This is a genomic window from Gammaproteobacteria bacterium (assembly GCA_036383255.1).
Classification (GTDB): Bacteria; Pseudomonadota; Gammaproteobacteria; order Natronospirales; family REEB76; genus DASUBN01.
In genome coordinates, this window is sequence record DASVOS010000013.1 from 85,455 (window position 1) to 112,115 (window position 26,661).

Sequence of the window (26,661 nt, forward strand, 5' to 3'; positions counted from 1 at the left end):
GGATCAGTCCCAATACCATTTGCGGCTGAGCGACTTCAGTACCGCGTCCGAATAGTCGATACCCACCGTGGCGCCGTTGTAGCGCTGCAGCGCGGCGCGGATGTCGCCGTGGGTCTTGCCCAGGTAGTACTTGAGGATCGTGCAGCCCATGCGCAGGTTGGTCTCGGGGTGCACCAGGCTGTCATGCTCGCGGCCGATGAGCTTGAGCCAGAACGGCATGATCTGCATCAGCCCCACCGCGCCGGCGCGGGACACGGCGTAGGGATCGAAGCGGCTCTCCACGTGGATCAGCGCCAGCACCAGCTGCGGCGGCAGCCCGGCACGGCTTGCCTCCGCGTGGATCATCTTCAGGAGCCGGGCGCGCTCGTCAGTATCGGGCACCACGCCGGCGAGCCGCTGGGACATGTCCGCGAGCCAGACCTGCTCGTCGTACTTGTCCTGGAACTCGCTCTTGTCCTGGGCAGCCTGCTGCACCAGCGCGATGAGCTCCGGGTCCGGCTTCGCGAGCCTGGCCCAACTCGCACCCGGAGCCAGCAACGCGGCGGCGCAGAGGAGGGCCGCCGCGGCACGCATCAGGCGGCCTGGAGCTTCTGACGGATGAAGTCCATCAGCTGTGGCGCCAGGATGTCCTGCTTGTCGAGGTCCGTGCGGCCCTTGTACTCGACGGTCCCGGCATCCAGGCCCCGGTCCGAGAGCACCAGGCGGTGCGGGATGCCGATGAGTTCCGCGTCAGCGAACATGGGGCCGGGCCTGAGGTCCCGGTCGTCCATGAACACCGCGTAACCCGCCTCGGTGAGTTCGGCATAGAGCTTCTCGGCGGCAGCCTTGAGCTTCTCGGACTTCGCCATGTTGAGGGGTAGCAGGGCGATGTCGAAGGGCGCCAGCGGCTGCGGCCAGATGATGCCGCGCTCATCGTGGTTCTGCTCGATGGCGGCGGCCACGATGCGGCTCACGCCGATGCCGTAGCAGCCCATCTGCAGCGTCACCTGCTTGCCTTCCCGGTCCAGAACCGAGGCGCCCATGGCCTTCGCGTACTTGTCGCCCAGCGAGAACACGTGGCCCACCTCGATGCCGCGGGCGACGCCGAGCTTGCCCTTGCCGTCGGGGGAGGGGTCGCCCGCCTGTACCTTGCGTAGGTCGACGACGCGGGTCACGCGCGCATCCCGTTCCCAGTTGGCGCCGGTGTAGTGCTTACCCGCCTGGTTGCCGCCGCAGACGAAATCCGCAAGCTGGGCCGCATCCCGGTCCACGATCACCGGTACCGTATCCGGCAGCTTCACCGGGCCGATGAAGCCCGGCTTGCACTGGGCGGCCTTCCAGATCTCGCTCTCGTCCGCCAGCACCGACTCGCCGGGGAGCTCAGGCAGCTTCGCTGCCTTGGTCTCGTTGATCTCATGGTCGCCGCGCAGGCACAGGGCCACGAGGCCCTTCTCGCCGCGCACCAGGATGGTCTTCACGCACTGCTTGGGATCCACCTTCAGGAAGCTCGAGACCTCCTCGATGGTCTTCTGGGTCGGCGTGTCCACCAGTGTGAGCTCCGCCGAGGGAGCAGGGCGCGGACCCTTGGGAGCGAGCGCTTCCGCCAGCTCCATATTGGCGGTGTAGTCGGAGCCGTCCGAGAACACGATGGCGTCCTCGCCGGAATCCGCCAGCACCTGGAATTCATGGGAAGCATTGCCGCCGATGGCGCCGGTGTCGGCCTTCACGGCACGGAACTTCAGCCCCAGGCGCGTGAAGATGCGCGCGTAGGTGTCGTACATGTTCTGGTATTCGGTTTCCAGGCTCGCCATGTCCACGTGGAAAGAGTAGGCATCCTTCATCAGGAACTCGCGGGCACGCATGATGCCGAAGCGCGGGCGGATCTCGTCCCGGAACTTGGTCTGGATCTGGTACACGTTGAGCGGCAGCTGCTTGTAGCTCCGGAGCTCGCCGCGCGCCCAATCCGTCACCACCTCTTCGGCGGTGGGGCCGAAGCAGAACTCCTGCTCCTTGCGGTCGCGGATCTTGAGGAGCTGCCCGCCGAACTTCTGCCAGCGGCCTGTCTCCTCCCACAGTTCCTTGGGCTGCACCGTGGGCATCAGCATCTCGAGCGCGCCGGCCTTGTCCATCTCCTCCCGCACGATGCCTTCCACCTTGTGCAGGACCCTTAGGCCCAGCGGCGTCCAGGTGTAGAGGCCGGCCCCCAGCTTCTTCAGCATGCCGGCGCGGATCATGAGCTTGTGGCTGACCAGCTCCGCGTCGGCGGGGGTCTCTTTGACCGTGTTCAGGGGGAAGCGGGAGGCGCGCATGATTTTGGTGTGGGTTTTATGGCGGAAAGCCCGTATTCTAACGGTCCCGGGCAGCCCGGCCTAGCACTATGCAGCTCTCCTACGACGCCGACATCGATCCCAGGCTCATCCGCGCGCGCCGCGTGGCGGTGTTGGGCTTCGGCGCGCAGGGCCGGGCGCAGGCAGCCAACCTGCAGGATTCCGGCGTGGAGGTGCGCGTGGGCCTGCGTGCCGGCTCCCGGTCCCTGCCCGCCGCCGCCGCCGCTGGTCTCGAGGTCCTCGCGCCCGCCGATGCGGCGGCCTGGGCCGACGTGGTGCTGATGCTCATCCCGGACGAGGCGCAGCCCGGCATCTACCGCGAGACGGTGGGGCCGAACCTGAAGCCCGGCGGCGCGCTGGTCTTCGCCCACGGCTACAACATCCATTTCAAGCGCATCCAGCCCCGCACCGACCTGGACGTCATCATGGTGGCGCCCAACGGCATCGGCGAGCAGGTACGCATGCAGTACCAGGCCGGCCACGGTGTCCCCGGTCTCGTGGCGGTGCACCAGGACGCGAGCGGCGGCGCCCGGGCTCTCGCGCTCTCGCTCGCCTGGGCCCTCGGGCTGGGGCGCGCCGGCGTCGCCGAGTCCAGCTTCCGGGAGGAGACCGAGACCGACCTCTTCGCCGAGCAGGCGGTGCTCTCCGGCGGCCTGACTCATCTGATATCTGCGGGATTCGAGACCCTGGTGGAGGCGGGCTACGCGCCCGAGATCGCCTACTTCTGCTGCCTGCACGAGATCAAGCTCATGGCGGACATGATCTACGCGCGCGGCATCGCCGGCATGCGCGAGTCCATCTCCTCCACCGCCGAGTTCGGCGACTACACCCGCGGTCCGCGCGTCATCGGCCCGGAGAGCCGCGCCGCCATGCGCGCCATGCTCCGGGAGATCCAGAGCGGCGAGTTCGCCGCGGAACTCGCCCGCGAGATGGAATCCGGCAAGCCTGTCATCAAGGCCGGCCGTGCCGCCGCCCGCGCGGCGCTATTGGACAAAGTCGGGGAGACTTTACGTAAGGGCATGAAACGCCGGGACTAAGACAGCCCGCGCCGTTCATGGCATCATGTATGCAGGCACCCAAGAGGCCGTCCGCATGCAGCAGCCCATGACCCCCGATGACGATGTCGAGACCGAGATCGGGGTGGACGAACTCGAGCCCGGCTCTGCCGAGGGCGAGGGTCCCCGCCGCCGCGGCATCTACCTGCTGCCGAACCTGTTCACCACCGCCGGCCTGTTCGCCGGGTTCTATGCCATCGTCGCCGCCATGGCCGGCCGCTTCCAGCCGGCCGCAGTCGCGGTGTTCGTGGCCATGATCTTCGACAGCCTAGACGGACGGGTCGCCCGCTGGACCCACACCGAGAGCGCTTTCGGCAAGGAATACGACAGCCTCGCCGACATGGTGTCCTTCGGCCTCGCACCCTCGCTGGTGATGTACGAGTGGTCGCTGCACTCCATGGGCGACTACAGCTGGGCCTGGGGCAAGCTCGGCTGGATGGCCGCGTTCCTGTACGCCGCCTGCGCTGCGCTGCGCCTCGCGCGCTTCAACGTGCGGGTCGGGATGGTGGACAAGCGCTACTTCCAGGGCCTCCCGAGCCCGGCCGCCGCCGGCATCCTCGCGGGCGCGGTATGGTGCTCCACCGAGAACTTCGACATCCCCGGCTCCGCCTTCGTGGTGCCGGCTTTCATCCTGACGGTGGGCGCCGGCGCACTCATGGTCAGCAGCGTCGGCTACTACAGTTTCAAGGACCTCAAGCTCCAGGGCCGTGTGCCGTTCACGATGCTGCTGCTGGTGCCGCTGCTCCTGGTGGTGGTGTTCCTGTCGCCGCCGAACGTGCTGTTCGTGGGCTTCCTGCTCTACGCCGTCTCGGGCCTGGTCATGGCGCTGTGGCGCCTGCACCTCAGGCTCAAGCGCAAGCCGGCCTGACCCGCCGGACATGGATGCCAAGCGCCTCAGCCGGCTGCATGACCTGGGCGTGACCGCCTGGGCGCCGCGCTCAGGCCGATCAGGCGCTACGCGCTCGGCGCAGCCCGACGCGCGCCCCGCCGCGCCGCGTATCGAGCCTGTCACCGCGGACTTCACGCCGCCGCCGCCTTCCGCCGAGCGGGATGCGGCCATCGCCGCCATGGATTGGACCGACCTCAAGGCGGCGGTGAAGGGCTGCACGATCTGCGGGCTGCGCGCCGGCTGCACCCAGACCGTGTTCGGCGTGGGCGACGAGTCCGCACGCTGGATGGTGGTGGGCGAGGCCCCCGGTGCCGACGAGGACAAGCAGGGCGAGCCTTTCGTGGGACGCGCCGGCCAACTCCTGAACTCCATGCTGGCGGCCATCGGCCTGAAGCGCCAGCAGGTGTACATCGCGAACATCCTGAAGTGCCGGCCGCCCGGCAATCGCGATCCCAAGCCCGCGGAGGCGGAGCTCTGCCGCCCCTACCTCGAGCGCCAGATCGCACTGGTGAAGCCGAAGATCATCCTCGCGGTGGGCCGCATCGCCGCCCAGAACCTCCTGCACACCGAGACCACCATCGGCCGCCTGCGTGGCACCGTGCACCAGCTCGGCGGCACGCCGGTGGTGGTGACTTACCATCCGGCTTACCTGCTTCGCTCGCCCGGCGAGAAGCGCAAGGCCTGGGACGACCTCAAGCTCGCGGTGGCCACCGCCAAGGCGGGCGGATGAACGCCCTGGCCATCAACGAATCACCGCTGTGCCGGCCCATGCACGAGGGTGACGTGCGGGCGGTCATGGACATCGAGCGGCGCGCCTACGAGTTCCACTGGACCGAGGGCATCTTCCGGGACTGCCTCAGGGTCGGCTACTGCTGCTGGGTCATGGAGCTGCACGGCACCGTGGCCGGCTACGGCATCATGTCCCTGGTGGTAGGCGAGGCGCACCTGCTCAACATCTGCATCGCGCCGGAGTGGCAGCAGCGGGGCTACGGCCACATGCTGCTGGAGCACTTCATGGAGCTGGCACGGGAGCGGGGCGCGAGCCAGATGTTCCTCGAGGTCCGGCTCTCCAACACCGTGGCCTTGAACCTGTACCGAAACCGCGGCTTCAACGAAGTGGGCATGAGGAAGAACTACTACCCGGGCGTCAGCGGGCGTGAGGATGCCTTGATTCTTGCTACGGAGTTGTAGCGCTTCCCGCAAAAGCTACTGCGCTTGGCATTACTTCGTTGCGGTCCGGCTCGCGGTCCTCACGTACACCAAGAGCACGCTCCGGCCGCTCGCCTCCCGCGCCTCGTACTGCCTTCGCTCGTCACGCTTTTGCGGAACCGTATTTCTAATCCTGCGGCCTACATTCAGGTAAAATACGCGCCTTTCGTTCCAGGCCCACGTCCATGTTTGACCAGGAAATCCAGCGTAGGCGGACGTTCGCGATCATCTCGCACCCGGACGCCGGCAAGACCACCCTCACCGAGAAGCTGCTCCTGTTCGGCGGCGCCATCCAGCTCGCCGGCGCGGTCAAGGGCCGCAAGGCCTCGCGCCATGCCACTTCCGACTGGATGAAGCTGGAGCAGCAGCGCGGCATCTCCGTCACCTCCTCGGTGATGCAGTTCCCCTACGGCGACTGCATCGTCAACCTGCTGGACACCCCCGGCCACGAGGACTTCTCCGAGGACACCTACCGCACCCTCACCGCGGTGGACTCGGCCCTCATGGTCATCGACTGCGCCAAGGGCGTGGAGGAGCGCACCATCAAGCTCATGGAGGTGTGCCGCCTACGCGACACGCCCATCATGACCTTCATCAACAAGCTCGACCGCGAGGCCCGCGACCCCATGTCGCTGCTGGACGAGGTGGAGCAGGTGCTCAAGATCCGTTGCGCGCCCATCACCTGGCCCATCGGCATGGGCCGCGCTCTCAAGGGCATCTACCACTTCGGCACCGACCGCATCCACATCTACGAGGGCGAGAAGAGCGGCAAGCTGGGCGAGACCCGCGTGATCCAGGGCCTCATGAGCGCCGAGGCCACCGAGCTCCTGGGCTACGACGCGGACAGCTACCGCGCCGAGGTGGAACTGGTGAAGGGCGCCTCCCACGCTTTCGACCTCGGGGAGTACCTGGCCGGAAGGCTCACGCCGGTGTTCTTCGGCTCCGCCATCAACAACTTCGGGGTGCGCGAGCTGCTGGATGGCTTCGTCGCCAGCGCGCCGGGCCCGCGCGCCCGCGCCACCCTGAGCCGCGAAGTCAGCCCGGTCGAGGAGAAGCTCACCGGCTTCGTGTTCAAGATCCAGGCCAACATGGACCCGCAGCACCACGACCGCATCGCCTTCGTGCGCCTGTGCTCGGGGCGCTACACGCCGGGGATGCGCGTCAGGCACGTGCGCATCGGCCGCGAGGTGAAGATCGCCGACGCCCTGACCTTCATGGCCGCCGAGCGCGAGCGGGTGGAGGCAGCCTATGCCGGCGACATCATCGGCATCCACAACCACGGCACCGTCGCCATCGGCGATACCTTCACCCAGGGCGAGGACCTGACCTTCACCGGCATCCCCAATTTCGCGCCGGAGATCTTCCGCCGCGTGGTGCTCAAGGACCCGCTCAAGTCCAAGGCCCTCAGCAAGGGCCTGGCGCAGCTCTGCGAAGAGGGCGCGACCCAGCTCTTCAAGCCCATGCGCAACAACGACCTTATCCTGGGCGCGGTGGGCCTCCTGCAGTTCGATGTCGTGGCCTTCCGGCTCAAGGAGGAGTACGGCGTTGAATGCGTGTTCGACTCCATACCGGTGGCCACCGCCCGCTGGGTCGAGGGCGACGATGCCAAGCGCCTGCAGGAGTTCCGTGACAAGGCCTTCGACAACCTGGCGCTGGACCACACCAACAGCCTGGTGTACGTGGCGCCGACCATGGTCAACCTGCAGCTCACCCAGGAACGCTGGCCCGAGCTTCGTTTCCGCAAGACCCGCGAGCACGGCACGGACACCGCCGCCGCCGCATAGTCATTCTGTCGCGAGGCCATGCTAGGCTAGCCGCTCACAACGGGGAGACGGCACCATGGCACTACTGACCCGCAAGGTGAAAGGCTGGGCGCTCTACTACTGGGGCAACCACGCCTTCACCACCGCAGTCGTCACGGTGTTCTTCCCGATCTTCTTCAAGGACTACTGGAACCACGGCGTCGATCCCAGCCTCAGCACCTTCCGCCTGGGCCTCGCGAACTCCCTCTCCAGCCTGATCGTGGCGTTCTCGGCGCCCATTCTCGGGGCCATCGCCGACAAGGGCGGCCACAAGAAGCGCTTCCTGCTGGCCTCCGCGGTCATCGGCGCCGTGCTGGTGTTCCTGCTGCACTTCGTAGGACTCGGCCAGTGGCAGCTCGCCATGGCCTTCTACATGGCGGCGAACGTCTGCTACTGGTGGGGCAACGTGTTCGGCGATTCCATGCTGGTGAGCGTGGCGGAGCCCGGCAAGTTCGACATGACCTCCGCGGTGGGCTACTTCGCCGGCTACCTGGGCGGCGGCCTGTTCCTCGTGGTGGGCGTGGCCATGAGCCTCAAGCCCGCGCTGTTCGGCCTGCCGGACGCGGCCGCGGCGGTGAAGCTCATCCTCATGCTGGTCTCGGTGTGGTGGCTGCTGTTCGCGCTGCCCATGTGGTTCTGGGTGCCGGAACCGGCCGCGGCCGCCTCGGGCGAGCCCTTCATGCTCTCGGTGCGCCGCGGCTTCGCGCAGCTGGGCGAGACCTTCCGCCATGTGCGCAGCTACAAGCCGGTGTTCATGTTCCTCGTGGCCTACTGGGTCTACATCGACGGGGTCAACACCATCATCCAGATGGCGGTGGACTACGGCAAAGCCATCGGCTTCAGCACCGCCGACCTCATCCTGGCGGTGCTGCTGGTGCAGTTCGTGGGTGTGCCGGCGGCGATGCTGTTCGGCCGTATCGGCGAGCGCATCGGCCCCAAGCGCGGCATCTTCATCGGCCTCGCGGTCTACGTGTTCGTCTCGGTGTTCGCCGCCTTCATGCACACCGCCTGGCAGTTCTACCTGCTGGCGGCCATGGTGGGGCTGGTGCAGGGCGGGGTGCAGCTCCTCAGCCGCTCTTACTACGCGCGGCTGGTGCCGCCGGAGCGGGCCGGGGAGTTCTTCGGCTTCTACAACATGCTGGGCGAGTTCGCCGCCATCATCGGGCCGGTGCTGATCGGCGTGGTGAGCGTCGCCACCCACAACCCGCGGGTCTCCATCCTGTCGGTGATCCTGCTGTTCGCCGTGGGCGCCGCGCTGCTGACCCTGGTGAAGCCTGCTAGCGGGAAGGCCGGCGTGGCGGCTTGAAGGAGCGTACGAGGCGGCGCAAGCCGCGCGCGTCGCCCCGCTCCTCGTAGCGCAGCTCCACGTAGCAGCCGGTGATCGCCATCACCTCTCCCGCGAGGTCGGCGCGGGCCGCGGTCACCCGCGCCGCATAATCCAGCGGGCCCTCGTAGGCCGCCCGTGGAAGCCCCAGCCGTGCGAGGCGCGCGCAGAAGCGCGCGTACTCGCGGGCCACCGGCGGCAGCGGCGGCGGACGCCGCTCCCACACGAGGTACAGCCAGTAGAGCGCCATCAGGCCGCCCACGAGCCCCCCGAGCACCAGCGCGAGTTGCAGCCAGTCGCCGTACCGGAGGCCCACCTTGTTGAAGAACTTCGCCTGCAGCTCCGGCCCGTAGGCCAGCACCCAGTTGTTCCACCCGCTGTTGAGCGCATCCCAGCTGTTGCGCATAGCGCCCAGCCAGGGATAGCGCTGGTACATGGAACCGGCGATATCCTCTGACGCCAGCGAGTCGGCGATGCCTTCTTCCACCCGCGCCGGATCCACCGCGCCGGTCGGGTCCACCCGGATCCAGCCCTTCTTCGCGATCCACACCTCGGCCCAGGCATGGGCCTCCTGCTGGCGCACCACGTAGTACTCGTCCAATGGGTTCTGGCTGCCGCCCTGGTAGCCGATCACCACGTGGGCGGGGATGCCGGCGGCGCGCATCAGGAACACGAACGCGCCGGCGTAGTGCTCGCAGAAGCCGCGGCGGGTCTGGAACAGGAACTCATCCATGCGGTTGCCGCTGGTGAGAGGCCCCGGCTGCAGCGTGTAGTGGAACGGCTGGTCGTGGAACATGGCGAGGGCGTCGCGCACCACCTCCTCGGGGGAGGCGGCCGAGGCGCGCCACTGCGCTGCCAGGCTGCGGGTCTCGGGGTCGCCGCCGCGCGGCAGCGCCAGGTCCCGGTGCAGCATCCAGCGCGGTGTCTCGGCGCCGTAGCGGGAGCGGGTGTTGGAAGTCACCTCATAGAGCTTGCGCTCGGTGACGGCGCCGCGGGCCTGCACCTCGTAGCTCGCCGAGAGCTGGGTCTCTGCCGGCAGCTTCACCGGCAGGTCGAGGGTGTAGAGCAGCGGCAGGTTGTTCGGTTCCAGCGTCACCTGGTAGTGGATGGGCGCGCCGCTGCTCACGGCGCTGGGCTCGCCGCGCCAGGGCAGGTTGCCGCTGCTCCAGGTCTTGCCGTCGTACTCGTGCAGCACCAGGGCGCGCCAGTAGAGCTGGTTGCGCGGCGGTGCCGGGCCATCGAACTTCACGTGGAACGCCACCTCGTCGGACTGCGCGAGCTGGCTCAGGTCCCCCGGCGACATGCTGGTGGTGAGTCCGGTCAATCCGGCGTGCTTGATGGAGCCGAAGCCCCACAGCGGCCCCGAGATGCGCGGGAACAGCAGGAACAGCGCTGCCGCCATGGGCAGTGCCGGCAGGAGGAAGCGCGACACGCCGCGCACCGCCGTGGCGAAGCTGCGTTCCGGGTCCGGGTGCGCCACGTTGAGCAGTGCCACGGTGGCGAGCCATACCGCCGGCAGCATGTAGAGCGCGAGCTCGATGTTCTGGTCGTAGAGGAAGTTCGCGATGCCCAGGAAGTAGGCGATCACCACCAGCATGAAGTAGTCCCGCAGGCCCTTGGCCTCCATGAGCTTGAGCATGGCCAGCAGCAGCAGCAGCGCGGTGCCGGCCTCCGGGCCGTTGAGCGTATGGAATGTGGCGAGCACGCCGGCGAAGCAGAGCAGTGCCAGCGCGTAGCGCGGGTAGCGTCCCGGCAGCTTCCAGCCGCGCTGTTCCACGAGTACGCGCCAGGCCGCCAGCAGCGATGCACAGATGCTGATCCAGGGCGCGAGGTGCAGCGCGTGGGGCGCGGCCATCACCGCCAGCGCCAGCAGCGACCAGCCGAGGCGCTGGCGCTCCAGGCTGCGCTCCTCTTCCATGGGCATGATCACCGCGCTCACGCCGCTTCCTCTTCGTCGGCGATGGAGATGCCGTGCAGCGCCAGCGCCTCCAGGCAGCGCAGGCGCTGCTCCTCGCCGGCCGCCGGCGGGAACACCGCCCCGGGGAGCTTCATGCCATAGGCCATGCCGGCGGCATGGGCGTTCAGCACCCAGCGGCACAGCACCGAGAGGCGGGTCTCGTCGTCGAGCCCGGCGAGGTCCGCCCAGTCGAACCAGCGGGTCTGCTGGCCGGTGCCCGAGAAGCGCTTGGTCAGGAGTTCCTGCTGGCGGCTCGAGGCCTTCCAGGCGATGCGACGCGGCGAATCGCCGCGCTGGTACTGGCGCAGGCCGCTGAAGTCGTCCTCGCCCTGGTCGTTGGGCTTGCCCAGGCCCTGGCCGCCCAGCGGCTCCGGCAGGGGCGGCGCCTGTTCCGCGGGTGCGGGATACACCAGCACCTTCCAGTCCATGTAGATCCAGCTCCAGGGACGGAACAGGCCGAAGGGATAGCTGCTCTCCAGCGCCAGGCGCCCGAGCGGCTGCCAGCCGCGGCGGGCGGTGGCGAGCGGCACCGGCGCCAGGTTCTGGCCCGCCGCCGGCACGTCGCTGGTGATGGTGCGCTCGTCCTGCTCGGCGCTCAGGGTCACGGCCACGCGCGCGTGACGGCCCGGGTTGTGCACCGCCACGTGGAAGCGCGCGGTCTCGCCCGCGAACACGGGCTCGGCATGGGCCGCCACCAGCTCCAGGCCCAGCAGGTTGGAGTGCGACGCGTGCATGGCGATGACCGCGAGGGAGGCGAGCAGGAAGGTCAGCATGAAGCCCATGCTGTTGGCGTAGTTCATGGAGCCGAGCAGCATCACCAGCAGGGTCAGGCCGAACAGGAAGCCCTGCGGCGTGGGCAGGATGTACAGCCGCCGCTGCACGATCGTGACACGCCGTCCGTCCGGGCCCTGGCGGCTCTTGGCCCATTCCCGGATGCGGCGGCGGAGATACGCGCGCGCCTTGGCGAACATGGCTTAGGGGATCGGGACGGCTTCGAGCAGTTCACGCGCGAGCTGCGCCGCCGGCGGCGCCTCGCGGCCGCCGCGCGGATGCAGCCTATGGCCCGCCACGCCCGGCAGCACCGCCTGCAGGTCCTCGGGCAGCACGCCGCTGCGGCCCGCCAGCAGCGCCCACACCTGGGCCGAGTGCTTGAGGCCGAGCGCCGCGCGCGGCGACAGGCCGTTCTCGAAGCGGTTGCCCTCGCGGGTGTAGCGCACCAGCGCCTGCAGGTAGTCGAGGAGCGCGTCCGAGACGTGCACGCGCGAGGCGGCCTCGCGCAGGGAGGCGAGGTCGCGCGGCTCCAGCGCGGGCTTGAGGTCCGCCAGCACCTCGCGCCGGTCGCGGCCGCGTAGGAGGTCGCGTTCCGCGTCTTCGCCCGGGTAGCCGAGCTCGATGCGCATCAGGAAGCGGTCCAGCTGAGACTCCGGCAGCGGGAAGGTGCCCACCTGCTGCAGCGGGTTCTGGGTGGCGATCACGAAGAACGGCTGCGGCAGCGCGCGGGTCTCGCCGTCCACGGTCACCTGGCGCTCTTCCATGGCCTCGAGCAGGGCGCTCTGGGTCTTCGGGGTGGCGCGGTTCACCTCGTCGGCGAGGATGAGTTGGGCGAAGATCGGTCCGGGGTGGAAGCGGAAGCTCTCGCTCTGGCGCTCGAAGATGGAGGCGCCGATGATGTCGGCGGGCAGGAGATCGCTGGTGAACTGGATGCGCTGGTAGCTCAAACCCAGCACCCGCGCCAGCGCGTGGGCCAGCGTGGTCTTGCCTACGCCCGGTATGTCCTCGATGAGGAGGTGCCCGCCCGCCAGCAGGCAGGCGATGCAAAGGCGGATCTGCGCGTCCTTGCCGAGCACGATGCGGTTGGCTTCCGCCAGCGCCTGCTCCAGCTTGCGCATCTGTGCGGCGTATTGGGCCGGCTGCAGGCGGCTCTCCGCCGCCACTGCCCGCGTGTCCGCGACCATAACTACCTCCGGTTAGACCTTATGCCAAAAGACCCGGGCAGTCCATGGACTGCCGGGCGGCGGGGAAGTTCCGCGCGGGGCTTGGGTCTTCAGCGCGCTTCCGGCTTGCGCTTGCCCTGGGAGCGGACGAAGGGCTCGATGCCGGCGGCCCGCAGCAGCTCCTTGTGGATGCGCGAGACGCGCTCCACCTGGCCCTTGGCGGGGAAGCGCTCGTAGAAGCCCTCGGCCCGGAACATGCGCTTCTGCTCGGTCCAGGGCGCGAGACGCTTGGTCCAGCGCTCCAGCCGGCCGTTCTCCGGCGTCGCGTCCTGCGGCGCCAGGTCCGCGCACACGCGCAGCTGGGCCTTCAGCGTCACCGAGGTGGTGATCATGTAGGAGTTGTGGCCCCAGGCCTCGCCCCAGACCGTCTCGGCCGCCTTGAGGAAGTCGCGCACCACCCGGTAGAAGCGCTCTGCCTCCTTGTCGTCGGCGCCGCGCCGCTCGATGGACTTCCAGTCTGCGCTGATCCAGCGGTTGAGCTCGTTGAACAGCTCCGCCTGCAGGATCCACTTCTGGCGCTGGGCGCGGCCGCCCAGGCGGTTGATGCGGTAGCGCAGCGGGCTGTCGCCGCTGGAGTAGAGCTTCTCCACGATGCGCGCGGCGAACTTCTTCTCCGGCGCCGCCCAGGACACGCGCTCGTACAGGTCGATGAGGTGGCTCTTGTTGATGCGCGTCGGGGTCGAGTTGATGATGACGAACATCTCGGTGGCGAAGTCCTCGCTGCGCCCGTCGAAGATCACGCAGGGCACGCTGATGGTGCGGGCCTCGCCCGGGCGGTCCTTGCGGTAGAAGTTCAGGGCCGCCAGGCGGTGCTGGCCGTCGATGATGAGGTACTTGCCCTTGGGCTCCTGCAGGTGGCCGACGCTCTCGAAGCCCTGCATGGGATCGAAGTCCAGCCGCTCGTTGGTGAACAGCAGCACGGTGCCGGGGATCGGCGGCTGGCTGGCGGCGGTCTCGTAGAAGTTCTTGAGGGCCGCCACCTTGGCGCGGCCCAGCTGGCGCTGGAAGGCCTTGTCGGAGTGCTCGATGTGCCCGATGAACTCGGCGATCTCGTCGCCCTCGGCCGGCTTCTCCGGGGCGATCTGCTCACCCTCGCCGTAGAAGCGGCTGATGAACTGCACCTTGGCCAGCAGGTCCTCCACGGGATAGGCCGCGAAGTAGAACACGCCGTCTTTCTGTCGGACCTGGGTCGCCAGCATGGGGGCCTCCGGTAGGGGGCAACATCATAAACTGCACTACCCCCCGGGGTACACCGGAAGCCCGAGCCGGTTACGGGGTGGTTGCCGCCGTGCCGAGGTTCAGGGCCTGCACCAGGGCATGGGTGAAGCGGGCCCGCGCGCGCATGTCCAGGTGCGAGCCATCCGGGCAATAGAAGCCCCTGAGTGCGGGCGCGTCCTCGAAGTTCAGGGCGGGGGCCGCCACGGCGGCCGTGAAGCGGTCCCAGAACAGGGCCCGCGGGAAGCGCTTGTCGTCGATGAGCCGGATGTAGCCGCTGGTGGGATAGGTGGCGTAGATCACCTTTCCACCGTGGGACTGGATGGCGCGGGTCATCTCCGCCATGGCCGGCAGGGACTCCAGGAACAGCCGGTCGTCGAAAGGCGGCAGCGCGGCGATGCGGGCGGCGAAGTCCCGCTCGATGTCCCGGTAGGAGCGTCCCTCCGTCGGTACCGCCTGCCCCAGGTTGCGCATGATGCGGCCATAGTAGAAGGCCGGCTGCGGCACCCGGCTGTAGTCCGCCAACACCTCCCGGTCCGGCAGCATCCGCAGGTACTGGGGCGTGGGGCCCTTGTGCAGGATGCGCAGGCGCAGGGCCGTGAGCGGCCGGGTGCCGTCGGCATAGCTGCGCAGGTGCCCGTGCAGGAAGTCCGCGAGCCAGGCCTCGCTGCGCTCGAAGTCCGGCAGTCCGAGTCCCTGCTCGTAGGCGCGTTGGTAGTCATAGGCGGCGTCCCGCTTCGCGGGCACCGTCAGCACGTTCTGGGCGAAGTCCACCAGTACCGTGCCCGTGATGCGCGGATCACCCGCCAGGCCCTGGAGCACCGGCACGAAGGAGCTGCCGTCCACCGCGAGCTGCACGGGCTCGAGTCCCGTCTCGCGTCGCAGCGTGTCCAGGTCCGTGTCCAGCAGCACGCGGGAGCTGCCCACCAGGATCAGCGCACGGCTGCCCAGGTGGGCCGCGCGCTCGCGTTCGCGCATCCACAGGCCCGCCGAATCGATGACGCTGGGCTTGAAGCCGCGCGCCCCCAGGCGCAGTTCCATCACGCCCATGAAGGCGGCCAAGATCGCGAGTCCACCGCCCAGAACTATGCCCCAGTGCAACCGGGGCAGGCGTTGTTGCATAAAGTTATTGGAAGAATTACTTATGGAATTCAAAGTCGCAATACATCTGCGCGACTAGCGCGGTTCGATTACTAATATGGTCCCATGCTCGTATGTACGCCAAATCTATATGGCCGTATGGGTTCCAGTCAAAGAAATCGACGAAGTAATACCGCACTATTTCTGACGTCTTCAATACCACGGGCATTTCCCAGGTCATATTCTGATTCGCATCGCGATTCCCGAATTGAATAGGAATTTCTGTTAGATGTTGTCTAGGTCGGACGACAATCCTTGATGATGGTTTGCTGTGGTAATTGTTTGCTTCTGCAGAAGCCCCACGTCTATCTAGTATCAGCGTTCGAAATAATTCCCGCTCGATAGACTGGAATGCAATCAACTTCTCTGGCGATCTCGGTTCTTCCAAGTCCAGAAAATAGACATTCCAGATATGGCGCAATGCTTCTTTAAATCGAAGCATATCTTTCGTTATGTTATCCATAGACTACCTTAGTGTCCCTTAAGTCCTTGACTTGGCCGGTCGGCATAACACATGCATGTGGCGGGATCTTGATTATATTTTATTTCATGCCAAAACCCGTTCGGATGGCCGTGGCCCGGGCCTGGCACATACCACTTTATTCCTGGTGGGCACGGCTTGCAGTTTCCTTTACAGTCGCGACCTGGATTGACATCAGGAAGTACAGGCTCAGAATGCATCGCGTTATATAGTTCCCAGGCAGCCCACGCTGCTGAACCCACATATACAGCTGCTGCGACGGCATCTGCAATTGGATTCTCAGGTCCACCAAGCACGATGTCAGTTGCGACGGCTGCGCTGAATGGCGATTTACCAGATGGATCTGCGTTCGCTACGGGATTCTCGTATGCATACCCATACGTATTTATTCCGCCACCAAGGCCAATAGGGTCGCTCTCGCTATATCTACCAGTGCCTGGGTCATAGTCTCGATAATAGTTATAGTTACGCCCCGTTTCTGCATCATAGTACTGGCCGGGGAATCGCAAGTTGTACGTCAAGCCGCCTGTGGGCATTCCGGCACCAAATGGATCACTATTCCAATTCCACATGACGCTATGGCTTGCATTCGTCACGGCTCTAGGCGCATTAAGCTGATCTGTCTGTACATAGTAGAGGGCGACTGGATCAATGACGCCAATCGGTCTGCCATCAAGCCAGATATGTTCCTGGACTAAATTTCCGCCGCTATCGTACTCACCAAGCAGGTTCCCACTCTCGTCATAGACGAATAGTGATGCGCCGGCAGTCGTAGCTTTCCCTGTACGCTGCCCCAATCCATTGTAGGTGAACGTTGCCACAGTAGTGCTGGTAGCGATATCCGTCACTGTGTCCAGCCGCTCCGTGTCCGCATAGGCATACTGATTGGTGCCGTCATCATCCAGTGCGCCGATGCTGTTGTAGCTATAGCTGGCTGTAGTAGCGCCACTGATGCTCTGGAGCTGGTTGCTGAGAGTATCGATGGTATAGGCGGCAGTACCTGCGCCATTGATGAGTGAAGTGCGGTTGCCATCGGCATCGTAGCTATAGGTCAGGCTGCCGTAACCGCCGGTGCCACTGACTGCCGAAGTCAGCTGGTTTAGGCTGTCGTAACCCAGTGTCTGACTGTTGGTGGTCGTGATGCTGTCGGTAATGCTAGTGATGTCATCGTTGGCGTTGTAGCCGAACGTCAGCCCCTGGATGCTAGGGATCGATATGCCGGTCATCCGGTAATCCAGATCATAGGTCCGGGTTTCCACAAGGCCATTGCCATAGGTCAGGCCAGAAACAGGGCCGAACGGCTTATAGGTGATGTAAGAGGCGACAGTATTGCTATTTCCCGTCACCGTAGTAATGCGCCCCGTGCTGTCTCGGGTATAGCTCACCACCATGCCGCTGGGGTAGGTGATGCTCGCCAAGCGGTTGGCAAGATCATAGCCATATCCCACCGTGAAGGTCTGTCCGCCTTCCACCACCACCTTCTGGGTCAGGTTCGTCCAAGCGTCATAGGTGTATGTCGTGGTGCCGCTGGCATCGGCGATGCCTGTGAGGTGGCCCTTACCGTAGGTCCCCGAATCATACGTGTAAGTAACGTTCTTGCTGGTATCGGGATAGCTGATGGATGTGAGCCTGTTCAAGGAGTCATAGGTGTAGGTCGCAGTGACGCTGGCGTTATTGGTCTTGGTCAGGCGGTTGGCGGCTAGATCATGGGTATAAGTCGTCGTGCCCGTATCGGGGCTGTCCAGTTCCACCACATCCCCAAAGGCATCGTAGTCATAATGGGTATTGAGGCCGCGAGGGTCGGTGACATCCGTAGTGTGGTCCAAAGCATCCAGCGCATAGGTGGTTACCCCACTGGCAGGATCAGTGACCATCGTCAGGCGATTTAAGGCATCGAATGTTTGGCCAGTCGGATTTGTCATCGGATCAGTGATGATGGTTGGATTTCCCAAACCATCATCCGTATAGGTCGTCGTCTGGCTCATGCCGCCGATGATTTGGTAGAGATAGCCCTTGTTGTCATGCACGCGGCCCAAGGTCTTGACGATATTGCTTGCCGGATCCTTGGTCTGTTCCGTAGTGCGATTACCCAAATTATCCAACGTATAAACAATCTGGTTGCTTAGATTGTCGGTTATGCTCGTGATCCTGTGGGCGTTGTCATAGCCGTATTGCAGATACGCCCCATCAGGCAGAGTGACCTTGGTCAGATTGCCGGCGAGATCATAGGTAAACTGTGTAGTCTCGGTGGTGTTCACCGTCTTAGTTAGCAATCTCTGGCGAAGGTCGTATGTCAACGCCGTGGGTACGCCGTTGGGATCCACGATGGTCGTGGGATAACCGTTGCTGTCGTATGCGGTGATCTGGCCCACTTGGCTCAAGGCATTGGTGACGCTGCTAAGGTCCCCTGCCGGCGTATAAGCATAAGTGGTCACATCGCTTACATCGGTACGCGGACCATCTACCGTATAGATCAGGTTCTGAGCATTGTAGGTATAGGTGGTAGTGCGCGCTTCGCTCGTGACCGTGTCGGTTACCGTCTTGGTGAGGACGTACCCAGCGGTGTTGTAAGTGTAGGCCGTGGTGCGACCCGGTTCGGTGATGAGCGTAGGCAACCTGAGAGCAGTGTCCCAGGTGGTGGTGATGGTACGTGCCTGAGCTGAGCCATAAGCTTCAGTACGAGAAGTCTCAAGACCTGTACTGTCATGCACATAGTTAGTAACGTTGCCGTTGTAATCCGTGATACTGCTGACGTAACCATTGGCGTCGTAGCTTACGCTCTGGCTCGTGTCACCGCACTCGGTACAAGGTGCCGAAGAACCCGTGATTAGGTTCACCATGTTCACAGTGGTGAACGTCAGGTGCCTGCTAAGCCCCGTGGGCTCGGTCACGTCAGCGCTGCCATCCACGTTGTAGACGATGCTGAAGCTGTCCACGCCGCCCGCATGTTCGGATGATGTGGCCTGGCCCTGGGCGTTGTAGCCCCAGGTGACGTAGCGGTTGTTGTTCTCGTCCGTGATGCCGGTCAGAGCCCGGGTGAAGGTGGTGTTCTCGTAGAGATACTTGACGATACTGTTGTCCGGGTACTTGATCTGGCTGATGCTGCCATTGGTGCCATAGCTGAAGGTATATGTCCCGTTTGCCGGGTTCTTCATGGTGAGGACGCGCTTCAAGCCGTCATAGGTGAAGGTCAGCGTCCGTCCTGCAGGGTCGGTAATGGTGGTCAGGCGATCGGCGCCGTCATAGGTATAGACTTGCTGCAAGCCTCCCGGCTTGCGCACGATGGCGAGCCGGCCCTTGACATCGTAGAACTCCGTATAACCGTCGTCCCGGCGGTATTCATATCCCGTCCAAACGCTCAGGGGCGATGGCAGGTGATCGATGAAATAGAGCTGTCCCTTAGTACCTGGTTCCGGAGTCGCAGCTGTGCCGTCAGGAGCTGCGGAAGAGCTATATCGGAACACCGATTGGCTGCCATCCGCATGCCAAAGCATCAACTCCACGTAAATCGGCGCACTGGCTTCGGGACAGCTATAGATCTTGAATGGGGACACGGTCGACTGGCACGTGGTCGTGCCATTCCAATAGGGGTTGACGTAGAGATGGCCCGCCACGTTGCTGGTCCAACCGTAACCCAAGTTCTCAATGGCGCCATGGATGGCCGTTGTGCCCGCATTGGCGAGGGTACTGTTGTATGTCCGGGTGAACTCCAGCGGGAACGCTCCACCTCCCTTGAAGTCCGTCACGGTCTGCAACTTGTTCCCGATACCGGTATTGATGGGATTACCCACGCACTGTGTACACTTGGGTGGCGTGCCTGCATTGCGCTGCGGCGGCGCTTCGCATTGGTTGGTGACTGGGTCTGTCTGCTGGCCAGCAGGGCAAGCTCCTGCCAGCACTACGCATGATTCGGGGATATGTATCCCAGCATCGGGATCTTCATAATTACCGCCCTTGGGGCACGATATGCTCAGAGAGTCGTTGTAATTGCTCCACGGGCCGCATATGCCAGTGGTGGGATTGATCGCGCAATAGTGAGCTGGGATATGCCAGGTCTGGTGGTTGTCCTGGACCCAGCCTCCCGCAATCTCATGCCGGTATGTCAAGCCATTCGCGCCTGGTGCGATCCATGGATAGCTGGCAATGCAAGCGGCCTGTGCAGCTCCGAGACTTGGGTACGTGCCGACGCAAATACCGCTAGTGACATCCGGTGGGGCAATCTTGAAAGTTGCCGGATAGGTAATGGTGGATGTTTCTGCCTGGGCCAAGCCCGATGCAGCCATGCCGGCGATGAACACCAGCATCAGTGCCAATAGCTTCAAGACAGGGAATTTCCCCACGATAGAGGCGTGCATGCTCGACTCCCCGCCGAAGCTGCTCGAGGCAACAACGGCTTGATTTCCCGAGAACGGGATGATGTGATCCAGACAGGGAGACGAATGTCGTGACTGCACGTTCCCTGTGCAAGATTCCCCTTTCCTAGCGCGCGACTATCTAAGCGCTTATTTCGCGATGGTGTCAATCAGGGAAATGTGACGTTCGTCGCATATTGGTGCGACGTAAGACTGTTGGACTTGATGCAGTATTTAGCTAATGCAAACGATGTAAGCGACGTAAGTACCGGCTAGAACTGGAAATAGATGAACGCACGTTCGTCGCCGCCGGAGCAGAGGAAGATCGCCACCAGGCAGGCGCCCACGACGGCGGCCTGCAGCGTGGTGCTGAAGTCCGCGAAGCGCTCCTCCAGGCTGATGTCCCGGTTCTGGAACTGCCATGCCAGCAATAGCGCCATGGCCGCGTAACAGATGAGCAGGCTGCCCGAGTCCACCCCGGGCGCGATGTCGGGACGCCACAATCCGGCGAACACCGTGCCCGCCGTGTGGGCATCCTTGGCGCGGAATGGTATCCAGGTGAGCGTCACCATGAGGAACGTGAACGCGGTGAACAGCCAGTCCTTGCCGCGCGGCAGCGGCGCGTCCCGTCCGGCTCCGCGCAGCGCCCGTTCCGCCGCGAGGTAGGCACCATGCAGGCCGCCCCACAGCACGAACATCCAGGAGGCGCCGTGCCAAAGGCCGCCGATCAGCATGGTCAGCATCAGGTTGAGGTAGGTGCGCCCCTCGCCGTGGCGATTGCCGCCCAGCGGCACGTAGAGGTAATCCCGCAGCCAGCTGGAGAGGGTGGTGTGCCAGCGCCGCCAGAAGTCCGAGAAGCCGCGCGCGGCGTAGGGATAGCGGAAGTTGTCCGGGAACTCGAAGCCGAAGCAGAGCGCGAGGCCGATGGCGCAGAGCGAGTAGCCGGCGAAGTCGCAGTAGATCTGGCCTGAGAAGCCCAGCACCGCGCCCCAGCTCTCCAGCGCGCCCATGCCCGGCGTGCCATAGGCCGCGTCCACCACTGGCGCGAACACCGAGTCCGCCAGCACCGTCTTGGTGAAGAGGCCCAGCACCACCAGCGTGAGCCCCCAGCCGAGCTGGTCGCGGCTCACCGTGCGCGGCACCTTGATCTGCGGGAGCAGCTGCCGGGCGCGGACGATGGGCCCCGCCACCAGGTGCGGGAAGAAGCTCACGAACAGCGCGTAGTCGAGGAAACCGGCGTCGCCCTCCACCTCGCGGCGGTAGACATCTATCGTGTAAGACAAGGAAGCGAAGGTGTAGAACGAGATGCCGATGGGCAGCACGATGTCCAGTGCCGGCGGCTGGTAGTCCACGCCCAGCGCGCCGAGCAGCAGGCGCGTGTTGTCCAGCAGGAAACTGCCGTACTTGAAGAAGCCCAGCAGCGAAAGGTTCGCCACGAGGCTCAGGGTGAGCAGCAGCCGGCGGCGGCGCGGGTCCTCACTCTTCCAGATGAGCCGCGCCAGCCACCAGTCCAGGGAGGTGGAGAACAGCAGGATCGCAACGTAGGGCGGGTTCCAGGCGGCGTAGAAGACGTAGCTCGCGGCCAGCAGGAGCAGCTTCTTGCCCCCCCAGCCGGGGATCAGCCGGTGCAGGCCGAATACCACGACGAAGAAGACCAGGAAGGTCAGGGAATTGAAAAGCATTCGGACCCCTCGTCGCGTGTTACAGGGAGGCCAGGCGCTTGAGCTGCTCCTTGAGGCCCTGGACCGCCGTCTCGAACTCCTTCAGGCGCTGGCGTTCCTTCTCCACCACCGCCGGCGGGGCGTTATCCACGAAATCCGGCTTGCCGAGCTTGGCCTGGCACTTGCCGATCTCGCCTTCCACCCGCGCGATCTCCTTGGCCAGGCGCGCGCGCTCCGCGTCCATGTCGATCAAGCCGGCCATGGGCACCAGGATCTTCATCTCGCCCAAGAGCGCGGTGGCAGAGGGCGGGGCTTCCCCCGCCAGAAGGCCAATATTCTCGAGCCGGGCGATGAACGTCAGCAGGGGCTGATATCTCTCTGCGCGCTCGCGATCCGATTTCGAGGCATCCTGCAGCAACACGGGGATCAGCTTGCCCGGCGCGATGTCCATCTCGGCGCGGATGCGGCGCAGTCCCAGGACGAACTCCTGTATCCAACGCAGCTCCTGCTCGGCCGTCTCGTCGCGCTTGAAGTCGGAGGGCTTCGGGTAGGGCTGGATCATGACGCTGGCGCCCGACTTGCCCGCCAGCGGGCCGAGCTTCTGCCAGATCTCTTCCGTGATGAAAGGGGTGATGGGATGGAGGGCGCGCAGCAGCGCCTCCAGTACCGTCACCAGGGTGCGGCGGGTGCCGCGCTGGCGGGCGGCACTGACGCCCTCGCCCTGCAGCGCGGGCTTGGACAGCTCCAGGTACCAGTCGCAGAACTCGTTCCAGGTGAACTCGTAGAGCGCCTGCGCCGCGAGGTCGAAGCGGTAGCCGGCGAACTCTTTCTCGACGACGCTCAGGGTCTGCGACAGGCGCGACTGGATCCAGCGGTCCGCCAGGGAGAACTCCAGCTCGCCGGACATGCCGTTGTCTTGCCCTTCGGTGTTCATCAGCACGTAGCGGAAGGCATTCCACAGCTTGTTGCAGAAGTTCTTGTAGCCTTCGCAGCGCTTCAGGTCGAAGTTGATGGTGCGGCTGTAGGTGGCCAGCGCCGCGAAGGTGAAGCGCAACGCGTCGGCGCCCACCGCCGGGATGCCCTGGGGGTAGTCCTTGCGCACGCGCTTCTCCACCTTCTCCCGCACCTGCGGGATCAGCAGCGCGGCGGTGGACTTCTGCACCAGCGCTTCGAGGCCGATGCCGTCGATGAGGTCCAGGGGGTCGATGGTGTTGCCCTTGGACTTGGACATCTTCTGGCCCTCGGCGTCGCGCACGATGGCGTTGATGTACACCTCGTGGAACGGCACGCGGCCGGTGAAGTACTGGGTCGCCATCACCATGCGCGCCACCCAGAAGAAGATGATGTCGAAGCCGGTGATCAGCACCGAGGAGGGCAGGAAGGCGTTGAACCGTTCCCACTCCTTGGCGCGTTCCGGCGTGTCGCCGGGCCAGCCCAGGGTGGAGAAGGGCCACAGCGCGGAACTGAACCAGGTGTCCAGCACGTCCTCGTCCTGGCGCAGCTCGCCCACGGGCTTGATGGGGGAGTGCTTGAGCGCGTCCGCCTCATCCTCGCCCACGAAGATGTTGCCCGCCTCGTCGAACCATGCCGGGATCTGGTGTCCCCACCAGAGCTGGCGGCTCACGCACCAGTCCTGGATGTTCTCCAGCCACTGCACGTAGGTGGTGCTCCAGTTCTCCGGCGTGAACTTGATGGCGCCGCCGCGCACCGCCGCGAGGGCGGGCTCGGTGATGGCACGCTTGCCGCCGGGCCGGCCGTCCGGCTGGGTGTCACGGGTGAGGTCCAGGAACCACTGGTCCGTGAGCATGGGCTCGATGACCGCGTCGGAGCGCTGGCTGACCGGCACCATCAGCTTGTGCTTCTTGGTCTCGACCAGCAGGCCCGCGGCTTCCAGGTCCGCCACGATCTTCTTGCGTGCGGCGAAGCGGTCCAGGTCGCGGTACTGCGCCGGCGCGTTCTCGTTCACCTTCGCGTCGAGCGTGAAGATGCCGATGACGGGCAGGTTATGGCGCTGGCCCAGCTTCTGGTCGTTGAAGTCGTGGGCCGGGGTGATCTTCACGCAGCCGGTGCCGAATTCCTTGTCCACGTATTCGTCGGCGATCACCGGGATCAGCCGGTCCGTGAGCGGCAGCCTGAGCTGCTTGCCGATCATGTCCTTGTAGCGCTCGTCGTCCGGATGCACCGCCACCGCCACGTCGCCCAGCATGGTCTCGGGACGGGTGGTGGCGACGGTCAGGTCCTTGCCGCCTGCGGCGGCGGGATAGCGGATCAGCCACAGGCTGCCGTCCTTCTCCTCGTTGTTCACCTCGAGGTCGGAGACGGCGGTCTGCAGCACCGGATCCCAGTGCACCAGGCGCTTGCCCCGGTAGAGCAGGCCGTCCCGGTACCACTGCACGAACACCCGGCGCACCGCGGCGGAGAGGCCCGGGTCCATGGTGAAGCGCTCTCGGGTCCAGTCCACCGAGGCGCCCAGGCGGCGCATCTGGCGGGTGATGGTGGAACCGGACTCCTCCTTCCACTCCCAGACCTTGGCCACGAAGGCCTCGCGTCCCAGGTCATGGCGGGTCTTGCCGGCGGCGGCCAGCTGGTTCTCGACGATCTTCTGGGTGGCGATGCCGGCGTGGTCGGTGCCGCCCTGCCACAGCACCCGCCGCCCGTGCATGCGGTGGTAGCGGGTGAGGGCGTCCATGAGGGTCTGCTGGAAGGCATGGCCCATGTGCAGCGTGCCGGTGACGTTCGGCGGCGGCAGCAGGATGCAGTAGGGTTCGCCTTGGTCCGCGGGCGCGAACCAGCCGTGGCGCTCCCAGGTCTCGTACCAGCGGCCTTCCATGCCGCGGGGTTCGTAGGCTTTATCCATGGTCCGGGAGGCTTTTTCTGCTGCGCCGCGGGGCGCGGCATGAGGCGGGATTATATCAGCGGTGTGCTGCAGCCTAAGTGGAGGGCGGGGGACCGGCGCAGGGAGGCGCCGGTGTTTTCCCCTCAGCTTCGCTGAGGGGAAAACAGAGGAAAAGGCCAGGATGGCCTTTTTCGATAGATCATTCTTTTCCGTTCTCGCGCAGAGCTTCCTCGACGATGCCGGGGATCTCCTCCCGGAGCTTCTCCCACACCTTGTTCACGAGGGTGGCGTGGATCTCGGCGGAGGCGTCGCGCAGCAGCCGGTCCGTGAGCGCGGCGATGCGCTCCGTCAGCACCTCGGATAGCAGGTCCTGGGGGATGGTGAGCACTTCCGGGGTGGAGGCGGGGACGGCAGCGGGCGCAGGTGCTGCGGCCGGCTCTTCGTCCACGATGTCCGTGAGCACCGGGATGTCCAGGCTGGGCGTGATGCGGGGCTTGCGCGGGTCTGCCATGTCAGAGCTTGTGGGTCTCGAGGGGGTAACCCCGGTCCTTATAGAAGCGGAAGCGCTCGCGCCCTTCCATCTTGCGGGTCTCGTCCCCGTCCACCACTTCCGCCACCCGCTCGAAGCGGGCGAAGAAGCCCGGCACCTCGGCGCCGAGGTTGATGAGCAGGTGGAAGCCGTCGGCGGGTTCGGCGCCGTGGCCGATGTGCACCGGCACCTCCGGTTCCGCGCCCGCGAGGCAATGGGGCAGGAAGCTGCGGTCGTGGTACGTCCACATCAGGTCGTCCAGTTCCCGGGCGGTGCTCTCGTCGGGCGCCTGCACGAAGACCTTGTGGCCCATGCCCACCACCTTGTCCGCCAGCTTGCAGGCGAACATCAGGCGCCCGCGCGGACCGTCACTCTCCAATATATAGAAGTCGACCTGGGTCACGCCTGGTCCAGGAGGTGCTGCACCAGCAGCGGCACCGGCCGGCCGCTCGCGCCCTTCTCGCCGCCGCCCTTCCAGGCGGTACCGGCCACGTCCAGGTGCGCCCAGGCTAGGTTCTTGGTGAAGCGCGACAGGAAGCAGGCGGCGGTGATGGCGCCCGCCTCGCGGCCGCCGATGTTGGCGAAGTCCGCGAAGTTGCTCTTCAGGCTGTCCTGGTAGTCCTCGTACAGCGGCAGCTGCCAGGCACGGTCCTCGGCTTTCTCGCCGGCGGCCTTGAGGCCCTGCACCAGGCGCTCGTTGTTGCCGAGCAGGCCCGAGACCACGTTGCCGAGCGCGATCACGCAGGCGCCGGTGAGCGTGGCGATGTCCACCACCGTCGCGGGCTTGAAGCGCTCTGCGTAGGTGAGCGCCTCGCACAGGATCAGGCGGCCCTCGGCGTCGGTGTTCAGGATCTCCACCGTCTGGCCCGACATGGTGCTGACGATGTCACCCGGGCGCGCGGCGTTGCCGCCCGGCATGTTCTCGGCGCTGGGCACGATGCCCACCACGTTCATCTTGAGGCCCATCGTCATCACCGCCTTGAGCGCGCCGAACACGCTGGCGGCGCCGCACATGTCGAACTTCATCTCGTCCATGGACTGGGCCGGTTTGATGGAGATGCCGCCGGTGTCGAAGGTGATGCCCTTGCCGACGAGCACGTGCGGCTTCTGCCCCTTCGGTCCGCCCTGGTATTCCATCACGATCATCTTCGGCGCCTGGTGGCTGCCGCTGGCGACCGCCAGCAGCGCGCCCATGCCGAGCTTCTTCATCTGCGCCGCCTCCAGCACCGTCACCTTGAGCTTGCTGCCCTTGGCGAGCCGGCGCGCCTCCTCGGCGAGGTAGGAGGGGGTGCACACGTTGGGCGGCAGGTTGCCCAGGTTCTTGGTGAGCGCCACGCCGGTGGCGATCGCGCTGCCCGCCCGCAGCCCCTCCTCGGCGGCCTTGCCGTGGTCGCGGCCCACCAGTAGCGTCAGCTTGTGCAGCGTGGGACGCGGCTTGTCCTTGCCGTGGCCCTTGAACTGGTCGAAACGGTAGCCCGCCTCCTCGGCGGCTTCCACCGCGTGGCGCACCAGCCAGTAGGCGTCCGCATCCTTGATCTCCAGCAGCGGGAGAGTGCTCACCGCTTCCTTCACGCCCGCTTCGCCGAGCGTGCGCACCGCCTTCATCGTCGCCTTGCGGTAGGCGCGCAGGCCGAAGTCCTTCTCCTTGCCCAGGCCCACCAGCAGCACCCGTTCCGCAGCAGCCTTAGGCACGTCGAACAGGAGCTGCACCTGGCCGGCGCGGCCCTCGATCGCGCCGCTCTTGGCGACCTTGGTCAGGTAACCGTGGCTCGCCTGGTCCAATGCGTGCGCCGCGGACGGCAGCTTGCCACCCTCGAACAGGCCGACCACGAGGCAGGGCGTGGCCAGGGATTCGGCGGCCGCGGACTTCAGGGAAAATTGCATGCATGTCTCCGGTGGAGGGTTCGGGTA

The 26,661-nt window shown here is 65.5% G+C and carries 19 protein-coding genes; 6 read left to right on the forward strand and 13 right to left on the reverse strand.

Annotation, left to right across the window (positions count from 1 at the left end; genetic code table 11):
- Positions 1 to 3: 3 nt before the first annotated feature.
- Together VF651_08760 and VF651_08765 are read right to left on the reverse strand one after the other, a co-directional pair.
- Positions 4 to 573, reverse strand: a complete 570-nt coding sequence (locus VF651_08760; protein HEX7965794.1) for a transglycosylase SLT domain-containing protein — start codon at positions 571 to 573, stop codon at positions 4 to 6.
- The gene (locus VF651_08765; protein HEX7965795.1) at positions 573 to 2,288 is read right to left on the reverse strand and encodes a proline--tRNA ligase; all 1,716 of its coding nucleotides are present in this window, start codon (positions 2,286 to 2,288) and stop codon (positions 573 to 575) included. Before VF651_08765 ends, VF651_08760 begins: the two co-directional genes overlap by 1 nt.
- A gap of 68 nt (positions 2,289 to 2,356) precedes the next feature.
- Here VF651_08765 and ilvC point away from each other — a divergent pair, with 68 nt between their 5' ends.
- From ilvC to VF651_08795, 6 genes are all read left to right on the forward strand, one after another.
- Entirely contained in the window at positions 2,357 to 3,343 is a 987-nt protein-coding gene (gene ilvC, locus VF651_08770) for a ketol-acid reductoisomerase (protein ID HEX7965796.1), read from the forward strand.
- A gap of 55 nt (positions 3,344 to 3,398) precedes the next feature.
- On the forward strand, positions 3,399 to 4,229 hold the full coding sequence (gene pssA / locus VF651_08775; GenBank protein ID HEX7965797.1) for a CDP-diacylglycerol--serine O-phosphatidyltransferase: 831 nt from the start codon (positions 3,399 to 3,401) through the stop codon (positions 4,227 to 4,229).
- Positions 4,230 to 4,239: 10 nt separating this feature from the next.
- Entirely contained in the window at positions 4,240 to 4,980 is a 741-nt protein-coding gene (locus VF651_08780; GenBank protein ID HEX7965798.1) for a uracil-DNA glycosylase, read from the forward strand.
- Positions 4,977 to 5,441, forward strand: coding sequence for a ribosomal protein S18-alanine N-acetyltransferase (rimI, locus tag VF651_08785; protein HEX7965799.1), 465 nt, complete (start codon positions 4,977 to 4,979; stop codon positions 5,439 to 5,441). The genes VF651_08780 and rimI overlap by 4 nt, the downstream gene beginning before the upstream one ends.
- A 203-nt stretch (positions 5,442 to 5,644) precedes the next feature.
- On the forward strand, positions 5,645 to 7,243 hold the full coding sequence (locus tag VF651_08790; protein HEX7965800.1) for a peptide chain release factor 3: 1,599 nt from the start codon (positions 5,645 to 5,647) through the stop codon (positions 7,241 to 7,243).
- Between the two features lie 55 nt (positions 7,244 to 7,298).
- On the forward strand, positions 7,299 to 8,567 hold the full coding sequence (locus tag VF651_08795; GenBank protein ID HEX7965801.1) for an MFS transporter: 1,269 nt from the start codon (positions 7,299 to 7,301) through the stop codon (positions 8,565 to 8,567).
- Here VF651_08795 and VF651_08800 read toward each other — a convergent pair.
- From VF651_08800 to VF651_08850, 11 genes are all read right to left on the reverse strand, one after another.
- Positions 8,539 to 10,524: a DUF3488 and DUF4129 domain-containing transglutaminase family protein gene (locus VF651_08800; GenBank protein ID HEX7965802.1), complete on the reverse strand. Its 1,986-nt coding sequence runs from the start codon at positions 10,522 to 10,524 to the stop codon at positions 8,539 to 8,541. The genes VF651_08795 and VF651_08800 overlap by 29 nt on opposite strands.
- Entirely contained in the window at positions 10,521 to 11,513 is a 993-nt protein-coding gene (locus tag VF651_08805; GenBank protein ID HEX7965803.1) for a DUF58 domain-containing protein, read from the reverse strand. Before VF651_08805 ends, VF651_08800 begins: the two co-directional genes overlap by 4 nt.
- A gap of 3 nt (positions 11,514 to 11,516) precedes the next feature.
- Complete coding sequence (locus VF651_08810) at positions 11,517 to 12,431, reverse strand: AAA family ATPase (GenBank protein HEX7965804.1); 915 nt, start codon at positions 12,429 to 12,431, stop codon at positions 11,517 to 11,519.
- 155 nt (positions 12,432 to 12,586) lie between these two features.
- Complete coding sequence (locus VF651_08815; protein HEX7965805.1) at positions 12,587 to 13,735, reverse strand: DGQHR domain-containing protein; 1,149 nt, start codon at positions 13,733 to 13,735, stop codon at positions 12,587 to 12,589.
- 70 nt (positions 13,736 to 13,805) lie between these two features.
- Positions 13,806 to 14,873: a hypothetical protein gene (locus tag VF651_08820; GenBank protein ID HEX7965806.1), complete on the reverse strand. Its 1,068-nt coding sequence runs from the start codon at positions 14,871 to 14,873 to the stop codon at positions 13,806 to 13,808.
- A gap of 489 nt (positions 14,874 to 15,362) precedes the next feature.
- Positions 15,363 to 19,727, reverse strand: a complete 4,365-nt coding sequence (locus tag VF651_08825; protein HEX7965807.1) for an RHS repeat-associated core domain-containing protein — start codon at positions 19,725 to 19,727, stop codon at positions 15,363 to 15,365.
- Positions 19,728 to 19,996: 269 nt separating this feature from the next.
- A complete protein-coding gene (locus tag VF651_08830) occupies positions 19,997 to 21,406 on the reverse strand; it encodes an MBOAT family O-acyltransferase (protein HEX7965808.1) in 1,410 nt (469 codons plus the stop codon).
- Between the two features lie 19 nt (positions 21,407 to 21,425).
- On the reverse strand, positions 21,426 to 24,242 hold the full coding sequence (locus VF651_08835; GenBank protein HEX7965809.1) for a valine--tRNA ligase: 2,817 nt from the start codon (positions 24,240 to 24,242) through the stop codon (positions 21,426 to 21,428).
- A gap of 178 nt (positions 24,243 to 24,420) precedes the next feature.
- On the reverse strand, positions 24,421 to 24,732 hold the full coding sequence (locus VF651_08840; GenBank protein HEX7965810.1) for a hypothetical protein: 312 nt from the start codon (positions 24,730 to 24,732) through the stop codon (positions 24,421 to 24,423).
- A 1-nt stretch (position 24,733) separates the two neighbouring features.
- Positions 24,734 to 25,153, reverse strand: a complete 420-nt coding sequence (locus VF651_08845) for a DNA polymerase III subunit chi (GenBank protein ID HEX7965811.1) — start codon at positions 25,151 to 25,153, stop codon at positions 24,734 to 24,736.
- Positions 25,150 to 26,634, reverse strand: coding sequence for a leucyl aminopeptidase (locus VF651_08850; protein HEX7965812.1), 1,485 nt, complete (start codon positions 26,632 to 26,634; stop codon positions 25,150 to 25,152). Before VF651_08850 ends, VF651_08845 begins: the two co-directional genes overlap by 4 nt.
- Positions 26,635 to 26,661 lie beyond the last annotated feature (27 nt).